Here is a 12,791-nt window from a genome sequence, read left to right on the forward strand (position 1 = left end):
CCCGTCCCGATCTCCACGGGCCGTTGGCAGACCCCCGATCGGGGCTTCGGTGACCGACGTCACCGGTCGGGCTCGAAGCGGTAGCCCATCCCGGGCTCGGTGACGAAGTAGCGGGGGCGGCCCGGATCGGGCTCCAGCTTGCGCCGGATGTGGGCGAGGTGGACCCGTAGGTACCCGGTCTCCTGCTCGTACTGGGGGCCCCAGACCCGCTGCAGCAGGTAGCCCTGGGTGAGGAGCCGGCCCGGGTTCCGCACGAGCAGCTCGACCAGGCCCCACTCGATGGGGGTGAGGCGGACCTCCTGGTCGCCCACGGTGGCCCGCTTGGCGGCCAGGTCGAGGTGGAAGTGCGCGGTGTCGATCTCGGGCGATTCGTCGGTGGACGGGGGTGCCGCTCGCCGGAGGGCGACGCGCATGCGCGCCAGCAGCTCGTCCATGCCGAAGGGCTTGGTGACGTAGTCGTCGGCGCCGGCGTCGAGCGCGGCCACCTTGTCGCGCTCGGCCTCGCGCACCGACAGGACGACGATCGGGACCGAGGTCCAGCCGCGCAGGCCCCGCACCACCTCGATGCCGTCGATCCCGGGCAGGCCGAGGTCGAGCAGCACCAGGTCGGGGTGGCGGGAGGCGGCCAGGTGGAGCGCCTCCTCGCCGCTGGCGGCCAGGTCGACGTCGTAGCCCCGGGCCCGGAGGTTCACCGAGAGGGCCCTGCGGATCTGGGGCTCGTCGTCGACCACCAGCACGCGGGTCACATCTCCACCTTCGGGAGACCGATGGTCACCGTGAGCCCCCCTCCCGGGGTGTCGTCGAGGGTGAGCTGGCCGCCCATGCCGGTGACGAAGCCGCGGGCGATGGCGAGGCCCAGGCCGACCCCTGTGCCGTTGGGCCGGTCACCCAGGCGCTGGAAGGGGGCGAACACGGCGTCGCGATGGCCGGGTGGGATGCCCGGCCCGCGATCGATCACCTGGAGGTCGACCCGATCCCCCACCCCACCCGCCTCCACCCGCACCCGACGCCCCTCGGGCGTGAACCGCACGGCGTTGGCGACCACGTTCGCGATCGTCCGCTCGAGCAGCGTGGGATCGGCGACGACGAGCGGGAGCGTCTCGGGCACCTCCACGTCGACCACGTCCGGGAGCCCGGAGAGGCTGCCCAGCGCGGCCGCCACCACGTCCTCGAGGGCGGTGGGCCGCAGGTCGGCCTGGAGGGCACCGCTCTGGAGGCGGCTCATGTCGAGCAGGTTGCCCACCAGGCGGTTGAGGCGGTCGGCCTCCTCGTCGATGGTGGCCAGGAACGCGCTGCGGTCCTCGTCGGTCCAGGCCACGTCGCCCTGGCGGAGGCTGGTGACGGAGGCCTTGATCGAGGCCAGCGGCGTCCGCAGGTCGTGCGAGACGGCCTGCAGGAGCGCGGTGCGGAGCGCGTCGGCCTCGGCCAGCGCGACCGCGGTTGCGGCCTCCTCGTGGAGCCGGCGCGCCTCCAGGGCGACGGTGAGCTGGTCGGTGAAGGTGTGGAGCACCCGCAGGTCGTCGGCGTCGAGGCCGGCACCCGTCACGACGAGCACGTCGTCGCCGTCCCGGCCGAGCGACAGGGCCGTCCCGGCGCTGGGGTCGGTCGGCACGGGCTCGCCGTTCGCGGCCTGCACCAGCCAGTCCCCGTCGTCGCGGGCCAGCACCGCAGCGGCCTGGAGCTCGAAGGTCGCTCGCAGCTGGGCCAACAGCACCGGCAGGGGGTCGACCTCCCCCACCAGGCTGCCGGTGGAGCGGGCGAGGGCCTCGGCCTCCGCCCGCGCTCGCAGTGCCTCGCGCGACCGCCGGGCGGCCCGGTCGACCAGCAGGCTCACCAGGCCCCCGACGGTGAGGAACACCACCAGCGCGGCGAGGTGCTCGGCGTCGGCGATGTCGAGCGTGTAGTAGGGCTCGACGAGGAACCAGTTCACGAGCAGGAAGGCGACGACCGCCCCGATGGCGCCGATCACCAGGCCCCCGAGCGCGGCGATGGCCACCACCACGGCCAGGGCCACGAGGAGCTCGGTGCCGAGGCCGAGGTCGTCGCGGAACGGGACGAAGGCCGCGGTGAGCGCAGGGAGGCCCGCGACGATGAGCGCCCATGCCGCCAACCGCCGCCGGCGCGGGATGGGCGCGAACGGGGTGCGGCGGCGCCCGCCGCGCCCCACCGCCGCCTTCACCTCTGCCGTTGGCGGCGCGGTCGAGATGACGTGCACGTCGAGCGTCCCCGCCCGCCGGAGCACGTCGGTCACCAGGGCGCCGCGCAGCAGCTCGTCGGTGCGGCTGCGCCGGCTGGCCCCGAGCACCAGCTGGGTGGCCTTCTCGGCGTGGGCGAAGTCGACGAGGGCGGCGGCGACGTCGTCGCCCACGACCTCGCGGTAGGAGCCGCCCAGCTCGGTGACGAGCTCGCGCTGGTGCTCGAGCTCGGGGCCGGCCCGGCTGGCCAGCCCGTCGGCCGACACGACGTGCAGCCCGACCAGCTCGCCCCGGACCCGGCCGGCCATCCGCGCCGCCCGGCGGACCAGCTGCTCGCCGCCCGGTATCCCGGTGACGGCCACCACCACCCGCTCCCGCGTCTCCCACGCCTCGGTGATGCCGTGGTCGGCCAGGTAGTCCTGCAGCGACTCCTCGACCCGGTCGGCCACCCACAGCAGGGCGAGCTCGCGCAGCGCGGTGAGGTTCCCGGGGCGGAAGTAGTTGGAGAGCGCGGCGTCGATCCGCTCCGCGGGGTAGATGTTGCCGTGGGCCATCCGCCGCCGGAGGGCCTCGGGGCTCATGTCGACCAGCTCGATCTGGTCCGCGGCGCGCACCACCTGGTCGGGTACGGTCTCTCGCTGGACGACGCCGGTGATCCGGGCGACGACGTCGTTGAGCGACTCGAGGTGCTGGACGTTCACGGTGGAGATCACGTCGATGCCGCCCTCCAGCAGCAGCTCGATGTCCTCCCAGCGCTTCTCGTGGCGGGAGCCGGGGACGTTGGTGTGGGCCAGCTCGTCGACCAGCACGACCCGGGGCCGGCGTGCCAGCACGGCGTCGACGTCCATCTCCTCGAAGCGGGCGCCCCGGTGCTCGATCTGCCTGCGGGGCACCACCTCCAGGTCGCGGATCTGGGCCGTCGTGCTCACCCGGCCGTGGGTCTCGACGTAGCCGACGACCACGTCGGTGCCCCGCTGGGCCCGCCGCCAGCCCTCGTTGAGCATGGCGTAGGTCTTGCCCACGCCGGGCGCGGCACCGAGGTAGATGCGCAGCGTTCCCCGAGCCACGGCCTCAGCCTGCCCGACCAGGGTCCGCCCGCCTAGCTGCCCGGGCGCGTCGAGGGCCAGGTTCAGCCCCAGCACGTTGACCCCGGGTCGCCGAGGATGCCGAGGGGGCGGCGGTCGGTCTGGGCGTCGACGAGGGCCAGGCACCTCGTCGAGCGCCAGGCCCCGGCCGCCGCGACCCGGGAAGCCTGCAGCCGGGCGTTGGCCACGCTGATGTGGGGATCGAGGCCCGAGCCCGATGCCGTGACGGCGTCGACGGGCACCTCGGCCTCGGCGCCCAGGCCGTTCTCCTCCCGGTACGCGGCCACCCGCTCCTCGACCGTGTCGAGGAGGTCCGGGTTCGTCGGACCCAGGTTCGAGCCCGAGCTGGCAGCGCCGTCGTAGCCGTCGCCGGCGGCCGACGGGCGGGGGTGGAAGTACGCCGCGTCGGCGAACGACTGGCCGATCAGCTCCGAGCCCACGACGACGCCGTCGCGCTCGACCAGCGACCCGTCGGCCTGGTGCCCGAAGGCGACCTGGCCGATGACGGTCACGACCAGCGGGTAGGCGAGCCCGAGCAGCACGGTGAAGGCGAGCACCATGACGAGGCCCGGGACGAGTTGGCGGGAGGCCTTCACGAGAGCACCCCCGTGGCCGAGACGGCGAGGTCGATGAGCTTGATGGCGACGAACGGGACGACGATCCCACCCACGCCGTAGACGAGGATGTTGCGGCGCAGGACGGCCGCCGCGCTCTCCGCCCGGAACCGGACGCCCCGGAGGGCGAGCGGGATGAGGACCACGATGATCAGGGCGTTGAAGATCACGGCCGAGAGGATCGCCGAGCGGGGCGAGTCGAGGTGCATGATGTTCAACCGGTCGAGGGCGGGGAGCACCCCGGCGAACATGGCCGGGATGATCGCGAAGTACTTGGCCACGTCGTTGGAGATCGAGAACGTGGTGAGCGAGCCGCGGGTGATGAGCAGCTGCTTGCCGATCTCGACGACCTCGATGAGCTTGGTGGGGTCGGAGTCGAGGTCGACCATGTTCCCCGCCTCCTTGGCCGCCTGCGTGCCCGTGTTCATGGCCACGCCCACGTCGGCCTGGGCCAGGGCCGGCGCGTCGTTGGTGCCGTCGCCGGTCATGGCCACCAGGTTGCCGCCGGCCTGCTCCCGCTTGATCAGGGCCATCTTGTCCTCGGGCGTGGCCTCGGCCAGGAAGCCGTCGACGCCGGCCTCGGTGGCGATGGCGGCGGCCGTGATCGGGTTGTCGCCGGTGATCATCACCGTGCGGATGCCCATGGCGCGCAGCTGGTCGAAGCGCTCGCTCATGCCCGGCTTCACGGTGTCCTTCAGCCGGATGACGCCGAGCACCCGCAGGCCGTCGGCCACCACCAGGGCGTGCCGCCGGCGGGCGAACCTGTCGACCACGGGGCCCAGCCTCCGGCGGGACCACGCCGCCGGCCTCTGACCACTGCGCCGCACCGAATCGGCCGCGCCCTTGCGGACCGGCCGCCCGTCGGGAAGTCGACGCCGCTCATGCGGGTCTGGGCGGTGAAGGGCACCATCACCGCGCCGGGTCGTCGTGGGGGCGGCGAGGCCGTAGCGCTCGGTGGCCAGGGCCACGATCGAGCGTCCCTCCGGCGTCTCGTCGGCCAGGCTCGCGGCCAGGGCGGCTTCGGCCACCTCGGCGTCGGTCACGTCGTGCACGGGGAGGAACTCGGCAGCCTGCCGGGCACCGAAGGTGATCGTGCCGGTCTTGTCGAGCAGCAGGGTGGTGACGTCGCCGGCGGCCTCGACGGCCCGCCCGCTCATGGCCAGCACGTTGCGCTGCACCAGGCGATCCATGCCGGCGATGCCGATGGCGGACAACAGGCCGCCGATGGTGGTGGGGATCAGGCAGACGAGCAGGGCCACCAGCACGATCACCTGCTGGTCGGCGTCGCTGTAGATCGCGAACGGCTGCAGGGTGACGACGGCGAGCAGGAAGATGATCGTGAGCCCGGCGAGGAGGATCGACAGGGCGATCTCGTTGGGCGTCTTCTGGCGGCTCGCGCCCTCGACCAGGGCGATCATCCGGTCGAGGAAGCTCTCACCGGGCTTGGCCGTGATCTGCACGACGATCTCGTCCGACAGCACCCGCGTGCCGCCGGTGACGGCCGAGCGGTCGCCACCCGATTCGCGGATCACGGGGGCCGACTCGCCGGTGATGGCCGACTCGTCGACCGACGCGATGCCCTCGATCACGTCGCCGTCGCCGGGGATGACCTGGCCGGCCGTCACCACGCACAGGTCGCCGACCTGCAGGGCGGTGGAGGGCACCTCCTCGATGCGGCCGTCCGGGCGGCGCACCCGGGCCACCGTCTCCTGCCGGGTGCGGCGGAGGGTGGCCGCCTGGGCCTTGCCCCTGCCCTCGGCCATGGCCTCGGCGAAGTTGGCGAACAGCACCGTGAACCACAGCCAGAGGGTGACGAGGCCGGAGAACCAGTTCTGCGCCGAGGAGCTGTCTGCGAAGTCGGTCACGAAGAGGATCGTGGTGAGGACCGAGCCCACCTCGACCACGAACATCACCGGGTTGCGCGCCATCACCCGGGGATCCAGCTTCGTGCACGCGTCCAGCAGCGCCGTGCGCATGATGGCTGGGTCGAACAGCGACCCGGCGCCGCGGTCGGGGTGGGTGGGGCCCTGGGGTCTCGGGGAGCCCGGGGTGGCGGGCCATGGGCGCGGCTCCTCAGATCGACAGCTGCTCGACCAGCGGGCCGAGGGCGAGAGCGGGGAAGAAGGTGAGACCGGCGACGATCACGACCACGCCCACCACCAGGCCCCCGAAGAGGGCGGTGTCGGTGGGGAACGTGCCCGCGGTGACCGGCACCCGCGGCTTGCGCACGAGCGAGCCGGCGATGGCGAGCGCGGGGATGATCAACAGGAAGCGGCCCATCAGCATGGCCAGCCCCTGGGTCGTCGTGTACCACTGGGTGCTGGCGTTCATGCCCGCGAAGGCCGAACCGTTGTTGTTGGCCGCCGACGCGTAGTTGTAGAGCACCTCGGACAGCCCGTGCGGGCCCGGGTTGAGCAGGGAGGCCAGGGCGGTGCCAGCAGCACCGACGCCGCCGCGAACCCGAGGAGCGCCACGGGCATGGCGAGGATGTAGAGGACCACGAGCTTCATCTCGGGCGCCTGGATCTTCTTGCCCAGGTACTCGGGTGTGCGGCCGACCATCAGCCCGGCGATGAACACGGCGAGCAGGGCGTAGACGAGCAGGCCCATCAGCCCGACCCCCGCACCGCCGGGGGAGACCTCGCCGAGCATCATGTGCAGCATCGGGAGCCCCCCGCCGATGGGCGTGAGGCTGTCGTGCATGCAGTTGACCGAGCCGTTGGAGGTGCCGGTGGTGGCGGCCGCCCACGTGCCGCACGTGGCCGGCCCGAAGCGAACCTCCTTGCCCTCCATGTTGCCGCCCGACTGGGTGGCGCTCACGGCCTGGTCGGCACCCCGCTCGGTGAGCAGCGGGTTGCCGCTCGTCTCGGCGAACACGGTGAGGAAGGTGACGGCCATCCAGATGGTCACCATCACGCCCAGCAGCACGTAGCCCTGGCGCTTGTCCTTCACCAGGCGCCCGTACGTGATGCACAGGGCCAGCGGGATGATCACCAGGAGGTACGTCTCGATGAGGTTCGTCCAGCCGTTCGGGTTCTCGAACGGGTGGGCCGAGTTGGCGTTGAAGAAGCCACCGCCGTTGGTGCCCAGCTGCTTGATGGCGACCTGGCTGGCGACCGGGCCGCCAGGGATCTGCTGGACCTCGACGCCCGTGGTGGTGTCGAGCGGGCGAGCCTCCGTGTCGCCGCGCAGGTTCTGCACGACGCCCAGGCCGACCAGGGCAACGGCGACCACGACGGAGATGGGGAGCAGGATCCGCAGGGTGGTCCGGACGAGGTCGACCCAGAAGTTGCCGAGCGTGCGCCCGCCGCGCCGAGCGATGCCCCGGATGATGGCGACGACCACGGCCATGCCCGCGGCGGCCGACACGAAGTTCTGCACGGCCAGGCCGACCATCTGGGTGAGGTGGCTCATGGCCGCCTCGCCGCTGTACCACTGCCAGTTGGTGTTGGTGACGAAGCTCACCGCCACGTTGAACGCACCCATCGGGGAGACGCCGGGGCGGTCCGTGGGGTTGAGGGGCAGCACGCCCTGGAACCGCTGGAGGGCGTAGACGACGGCGATGGAGACCAGGCTGAAGGCGAGCAGCGAGTAGGTGTAGGTGGTCCACCGCTGCTCCCGTCGGGGGTCGACCCGGGCGGCCCGGTAGAGCAGCCGCTCGACGGGGAGGAACACCCTGTCGCCGGGCGCGCGGGCGTCGGGCCGCTCGCCGTAGACCAGGGCCATGTAGCGGCCGAGGGGGCCGATCGTGACCCCGAGGAGCAGGAGCAGCAGCGCGAGCTGCAGGAAGCCGGAGACGGACATCAGAACCGCTCCGGCACCACGAGCACGGCCACGAGGTAGGCCGCTAGCAGCACCGCCAGGCCCAACCCGATCCAGTTCTGCACCGCCGACACCGCGGCCAGCATCACGGCTGCAGCGAGCATCACGGCTGCGCCTCGACGCGCTGGACGGTGTGGGCGGCGCTGGCGGCCCGCTCGGAGTCGGTGAGCTCCGGTTCGACGGGGTCGGGCCCGACGATGCGGTCGCACACCATCACGTAGCCGGCGCACAGCAGGAAGAACGCGACGGTGACGGCCGCGAAGACGATGTCAGCCATGGGAGCTCTCCTCGGGACGGTTCAGGTCAGGGGTTGCAGGTCGTTGGAGTTGGCCAGCGCGGCGGCGAGCTGATCGGCCACCGCGACCGCCGCCTTGCGCTGCTCCAGCGAGGCGCCGTGCCCCGGCTGGGGTACGAGCACCAGGCGGCCAAGGTGGCGGCCCCGGTAGTCCATCGCCAGCTCCACGCCGGAGGGTGGGATCTCGAAGCCGGCCGGCGTGTGCGTGTGCACGGTGCCCTCGATGCGGCCCCGGTGGTCGAGCCGGGGGAGCGGGTAGCCCTCGTCGTCGGCGGGCTCGAACCGGCAGACCGCCAGGTGGAGCAGGTGGACGAGTGCGGGCTGCACCTCGGCCCACACGTCGGCCGCGCTCGAGCCACCGGCAGCCAGCTCGGCGGCTCGGTGGACGTCGCGGAGCCCCTCGGACTGGGCCCGCATCCGGACCACGGCCCGCTCGCGCAGCAGGGACAGCTCGCCGACCATCACCCCAACCACGAAGAGCAGGACGATGGTGACCACGTCGTCGCCGGCGTGCACCCGGAGCGTGCCGTACGGCTGGGTGAAGAAGAAGTTGAAGGCGAGGGCCGCGGCCAGCGACGTGAGTGCGCCGGCCAGCCGGCCCCCCAGCGAAGCGGCGCCGACCACGACGACCACGAGCACCAGCGCGAAGGCCGCGCTGTCGAGGTCGTCGCGGAGGGGGACGAGTGCGCCGGCCAGCACCACGGCCGCCAGGGCGCCCAGCGCACCCACGGAGAGGCCGGACGTCGTCGTCGTCATGCTCCGACGTGTACGCCACCTCCATGGGGCGCGGGAAGGGGGTTGACGCGTTCTCTACGCGGGATCGCCCGGTCTTCACACCCCGGCGATCCGGGTGCCGGGTGCCGGGTGCCGGGTGCCGGGTGCCGGGTGCCGGGTGCCTACGCGACGGTGATGCCCAGCGCCTGCTCGAGGGGCGCCGGCCGCCCGAAGTGGAAGCCCTGCAGCAGGGGGCATCCCATGGTGCGGAGCGTCTCGGCCTGGCCCGCGGTCTCCACGCCCTCGGCCACGCAGGGGATGTCGAGGGCCTGCGCGATGCCGAGCACGGCCCCCACGATGGCCCGGTCCTCGGGGTTGATCTCCAGACCGCTCACGAACGAGCGGTCGATCTTCAGCTGGTCGATCACGAACCTCCGCACGAAGCTGAGCGAGCTCCAGCCGGTGCCGAAGTCGTCGAGCGCGAGGTGGACTCCGAGGCGGCGAGCCTCGCGGAGGTGGGCCCACGCCAGGCCCGGGTCGGCCACCAGCGCGCCCTCGGTGATCTCCAGGGTGAGGCGCTCGGGCGGCAGGCCGCTGGCGCGGAGGGCGTCGGTCACCGCCGCCTGCAGATCGCCGTCGGCGATCTGGCGAGGGGAGACGTTGACGGCGACCCGCAGGGGCGGGGCGTCCGGGCGGGCGTCGAGGGCCCGGACCTGGCAGCAGGCCTCCCGCAGCACCCACGCCCCCACCTGGACGATGAGGCCGCTCTCCTCGAGCATCGGGATGAAGGCGCCGGGCGGCACGATCCCCCGTTGCGGGTGCTGCCAGCGGATGAGGGCCTCCACCCCGGCCACGTGCCCGTCGCCCGATCGCACCACCGGCTGGAAGAACAGCCGGAACTCGTCGCGCTCGAAGGCCTGGGCCAGGCGCCGCTCGTCGGCCCGCCGACCGCCGGCGGCCGAGCCCGGCGCGAGCACGACCACGCGGTCGCCCCCGCTCTCCCGCGCCGCGCGGGCCGCGGACGCAGCCTCGGCCAGCATGGCGGCGGGGTCGCGGGCCAGCAGGCGCCCGCCTGCCGCGCCCACGCTGGCCTCGAGGCGGATGGGGTCGCCGCCGACGTCGAGGGGCTCGGCCAGCGCCCGCGCCACCCGGCGGGCCACGGTCTCGACCTCGGCCGTCCCCGTCACCGAGCACACCACCGCCAGCTCGGTCGCGCCCACCCGGCCCACCAGGTCGCCGGCACGGGTGGCGGCGCCGAGCCGGCGTCCGGTCGCGGCGAGCACCTCGTCGGCGGTGCTCCATCCCAGCCGTTGCTGCAGCGTGTCGAGCTCGCCCAGCAGGACCACCACGGCCGCCGGCGTCGACGCCCCCCCGCTCGTCTGCTCCAGGTGGCCCAGCCGGCTGATGAGGACGTGGCGGCCGGGGAGGCCGGTGACGGGGTCGAGGGCGGCCACCGTCGCCAGGTCGTCGGCGAGGCTGCGGGCCTCGCGCCAGCGCCACAGGGCCAGGGCGCCCAGCGCGAGGGGGAGGATCACCAGGATGGCGACCAGCACGCTGGCCGGCCCGCGGGGCGCGCCGTCCCACCAGTCGACCACGCCGTCGGGGACCTGCGCCCGCACCAGGAGCACCGTGGCCACCGCGGTGGCGGCGACCGCGACGGCGACGTCGCGCCAGGCGTGCGCCCTCGCCGTCCCCCCGCCTCCCGTCGGCCGTGCTCGGCGGGGCTGTCGCATGCACGCCTCCCGTGGCGCAGTGCGCCGTGGCGTCCATCGGCAGGGTTCGCCAGGACCTTGAGGCGACGCGGGGCGTGTCAGGGCAGCATCGGGCCTGGGCGCACCGTCTGGAGCAGGGTTCGCCAGGACCTCGAGGCGACGCCGGGCGTGTCAGGCCGGGTCGAGTCGGGCGATCTCCCCGTCGAGCGACAGCACGTACACCTCGCCGTCGGCATCCACGCCGAACGACACCACCGACGGGATGGCCACGCCGAGGTCGCTGACGTCGGCCCCGCCCCGGCCGTCGGGCACCAGCGCCCGCACCCCGCCGGCGCAGTAGTCGGAGAACAGGTACGCCCCCCGCAGCGGCGGGATGGCCGAACCCCGGTAGACCACGCCCCCCGTGACCGAGCAGCCGAGGTCGCCGTGCTCGTAGGTGGCGAGCGGCATGACCAGGCCGTCGGCGTCCCCGGCGCCCTCGAAGGGCTGGTCGCCCTCGAACAGGTTCCAGCCGAGGTTCGCCCCCCGTCCCCCGCCGTCGGCCGAGGGGAGCAGATCGATCTCCTCGTAGCGGTCCTGGCCCACGTCGGCCACCCACAGGTCGCCGGTCGCCGGGTCGAACGAGAACCGCCACGGGTTCCGGACGCCGGAGAGCCAGATCTCCGCCCGGGCCCCGGCCCGGCCGGCGAACGGGTTGTCGGCCGGGATGCCGTAGGGGTCGTCGCCGACGGGGCGGGGATCGATCCGCAGGATCTTGCCGAGCAGGGTGGACAGGTCCTGGCCGGAGCCCAGCGGGTCGCCGCCCGAACCGCCGTCGCCGAAGCCGAGGTACAGCGCGCCGTCCGGGCCGAACGCGAGGCCGCCGCCGTTGTGGTTGGGGAACGGCTGCTCCTGGCGGAGGACCTGACGCCGGGATCCGGGGTCCACGCGGAGGCCGCCGTCGGTCACCCGGTACTCGTCGAGGTTCGAGGTGCCCTCGGTGTCGGTGTACGACACGTACAGGTGGGCGCCGTCGGGCGAGTAGGCCACGTCGAGCAGGCCCCGCTCGCCGCCGGGCGCGGTCAGGTCGCGGACGTCGAGCAGCACGTCCGGCTCCCCGCCGGCCGGGTCGAGCACCAGCACCCGCCCGCCCCGCTCGGCCACCACCAGGGCGCCGTCGGCCGGCCGGGCGAGCAGGCGGACGGGCTCGTCGAGCCGGGCGACGGTGGTGAGGGTGACCTCGGCGGCCTCCGGCGCAGGCTCGTCCGGTGGGGTGGACCCGGCGCCGGGCGGGGCCGACTCGGTCGAGGGGGTGGGGGCCGTCACCGTCACCGTGGCCGAGGGCTGCGGGCTGGCGCCGGTGCCGCCCTGATCGTCGCCGCCGCAGGCGCTCGGGACGGCGACCGCGGCCACGGCGGCCACCGCGGCGAGGGCGAGGCGTGCAGGTCCGGTCACGGGTGGAGGGTACCCACGGGCAGACCGGTCGCCGTCGCGGCGCCGGGCGTCACGGGCGGGGGCGCAGCGGGCGGATCAGCCCCTCCTGCACCACCGAGGCGACCATGGTGCCGTCCTGGGCGAACACCGAGCCGTAGGCCAGGCCGCGCCCGCCGGAGGTGGACGCCACGAACTGGTCGTACAGCAGCCACTCGTCGGCGCGGAACGGACGGTGGAACCACATCGCATGGTCGAGGCTGGCCCCGATGATCTCGTCCCACGAGTGGGTCATGCCGTGGGGCATGAGGGTGGTGTCGAGGAGGGTGAGGTCGGACGCGTAGGTGAGCACGCAGGTGTGCAGCACCGGGTCGTCGGGCAGCCGGCCGGCGGCGCGCAGCCACACGCGCTGGTGCGGGGGCTGGGGGGTGTGGTCGTGGGGGGGCACGAAGTCGACGTCGCGGGTGTCGATGGGCCGGGGCCGGTGGTACCAGGGGCCGAGCCGCTCGGCCCAGGGGGCCATGCGGGTCTTGAAGTCGGGCAGCGACTCGGGGTCGGGCACGCCCGGCGGGAAGGGCGCCTGGTACTCGAAGCCCTCCTCGTCGACGTGGAAGCTGGCCTGCAGGTTGAAGATCGCCCGTCCGTGCTGGATGGCGACCACTCGCCGGGTGGTGAAGCTGCGCCCGTCGCGGATCCGGTCGACCTCGTAGAGGATCGGGATGCCGGGGTCGCCGGGCCGCAGGAAGTAGCCGTGCAGCGAGTGGACGTGGCCGGCGTCGACGGTGCGGGCCGCGGCCACCAGGGCCTGGCCGGCCACCTGCCCGCCGAACACGCGCTGGCGGTCCTCGTTCGGCTGGGTGCCGCGGAAGTGGTTCACCTCGATGGCCTCGAGGTCGAGCAGGGCGACGAGGTCGTCGAGGGCGGACTGCATGGTCGGCATCCTCC

The 12,791-nt window shown here is 73.8% G+C and carries 8 protein-coding genes and 3 pseudogenes; all 11 read right to left on the minus strand.

Annotated features, from left to right (window positions below; genetic code table 11):
* Window positions 1-59: 59 nt before the first annotated feature.
* The 11 genes and pseudogenes from IPM45_12395 to IPM45_12445 all read right to left on the minus strand — a co-directional run bounded on the left by IPM45_12395 (window position 60) and on the right by IPM45_12445 (window position 12,777).
* Window positions 60-746: a response regulator gene (locus IPM45_12395; protein ID MBK9180336.1), complete on the minus strand. Its 687-nt coding sequence runs from the start codon at window positions 744-746 to the stop codon at window positions 60-62.
* Complete coding sequence (locus IPM45_12400; GenBank protein ID MBK9180337.1) at window positions 743-3,262, minus strand: sensor histidine kinase KdpD; 2,520 nt, start codon at window positions 3,260-3,262, stop codon at window positions 743-745. The genes IPM45_12395 and IPM45_12400 overlap by 4 nt, the downstream gene beginning before the upstream one ends.
* Window positions 3,263-3,301: 39 nt before the next feature.
* Window positions 3,302-3,876, minus strand: a pseudogene (gene kdpC, locus IPM45_12405) (K(+)-transporting ATPase subunit C).
* Window positions 3,873-5,870 (minus strand): annotated as a pseudogene (gene kdpB / locus IPM45_12410) (potassium-transporting ATPase subunit KdpB). Before kdpB ends, kdpC begins: the two co-directional pseudogenes overlap by 4 nt.
* Window positions 5,871-5,967: 97 nt before the next feature.
* Window positions 5,968-7,697: pseudogene (gene kdpA / locus IPM45_12415) on the minus strand (potassium-transporting ATPase subunit KdpA).
* Window positions 7,697-7,819, minus strand: a complete 123-nt coding sequence (locus tag IPM45_12420; GenBank protein MBK9180338.1) for a potassium-transporting ATPase subunit F — start codon at window positions 7,817-7,819, stop codon at window positions 7,697-7,699. The pseudogene kdpA and the gene IPM45_12420 overlap by 1 nt, the downstream one beginning before the upstream one ends.
* Entirely contained in the window at window positions 7,819-7,992 is a 174-nt protein-coding gene (locus tag IPM45_12425; protein MBK9180339.1) for a hypothetical protein, read from the minus strand. Before IPM45_12425 ends, IPM45_12420 begins: the two co-directional genes overlap by 1 nt.
* A gap of 21 nt (window positions 7,993-8,013) precedes the next feature.
* Window positions 8,014-8,766: a DUF4118 domain-containing protein gene (locus tag IPM45_12430; GenBank protein ID MBK9180340.1), complete on the minus strand. Its 753-nt coding sequence runs from the start codon at window positions 8,764-8,766 to the stop codon at window positions 8,014-8,016.
* Window positions 8,767-8,906: 140 nt separating this feature from the next.
* Window positions 8,907-10,457, minus strand: coding sequence for a GGDEF domain-containing protein (locus tag IPM45_12435; GenBank protein MBK9180341.1), 1,551 nt, complete (start codon window positions 10,455-10,457; stop codon window positions 8,907-8,909).
* A gap of 150 nt (window positions 10,458-10,607) precedes the next feature.
* Complete coding sequence (locus tag IPM45_12440) at window positions 10,608-11,870, minus strand: PQQ-dependent sugar dehydrogenase (protein ID MBK9180342.1); 1,263 nt, start codon at window positions 11,868-11,870, stop codon at window positions 10,608-10,610.
* A 49-nt stretch (window positions 11,871-11,919) separates the two neighbouring features.
* A complete protein-coding gene (locus IPM45_12445) occupies window positions 11,920-12,777 on the minus strand; it encodes an acyl-CoA thioesterase II (protein MBK9180343.1) in 858 nt (285 codons plus the stop codon).
* Between the last annotated feature and the right edge of the window lie 14 nt (window positions 12,778-12,791).

The sequence above is a fragment of the Acidimicrobiales bacterium genome (assembly GCA_016716005.1).
Lineage (GTDB): Bacteria > Actinomycetota > Acidimicrobiia > Acidimicrobiales > JADJXE01 > JADJXE01.

Excerpts from the sequence above, each read along its gene's own strand:
- IPM45_12420 (MBK9180338.1), bottom strand. The coding sequence starts at position 7,819 with ATGCTCGCTGCAGCCGTGATGCTGGCCGCGGTGTCGGCGGTGCAGAAC.
- IPM45_12425 (MBK9180339.1), bottom strand. The coding sequence starts at position 7,992 with ATGGCTGACATCGTCTTCGCGGCCGTCACCGTCGCGTTCTTCCTGCTG.
- IPM45_12430 (MBK9180340.1), bottom strand. The coding sequence starts at position 8,766 with ATGACGACGACGACGTCCGGCCTCTCCGTGGGTGCGCTGGGCGCCCTG.
- IPM45_12435 (MBK9180341.1), bottom strand. The coding sequence starts at position 10,457 with ATGCGACAGCCCCGCCGAGCACGGCCGACGGGAGGCGGGGGGACGGCG.
- IPM45_12445 (MBK9180343.1), bottom strand. The coding sequence starts at position 12,777 with ATGCAGTCCGCCCTCGACGACCTCGTCGCCCTGCTCGACCTCGAGGCC.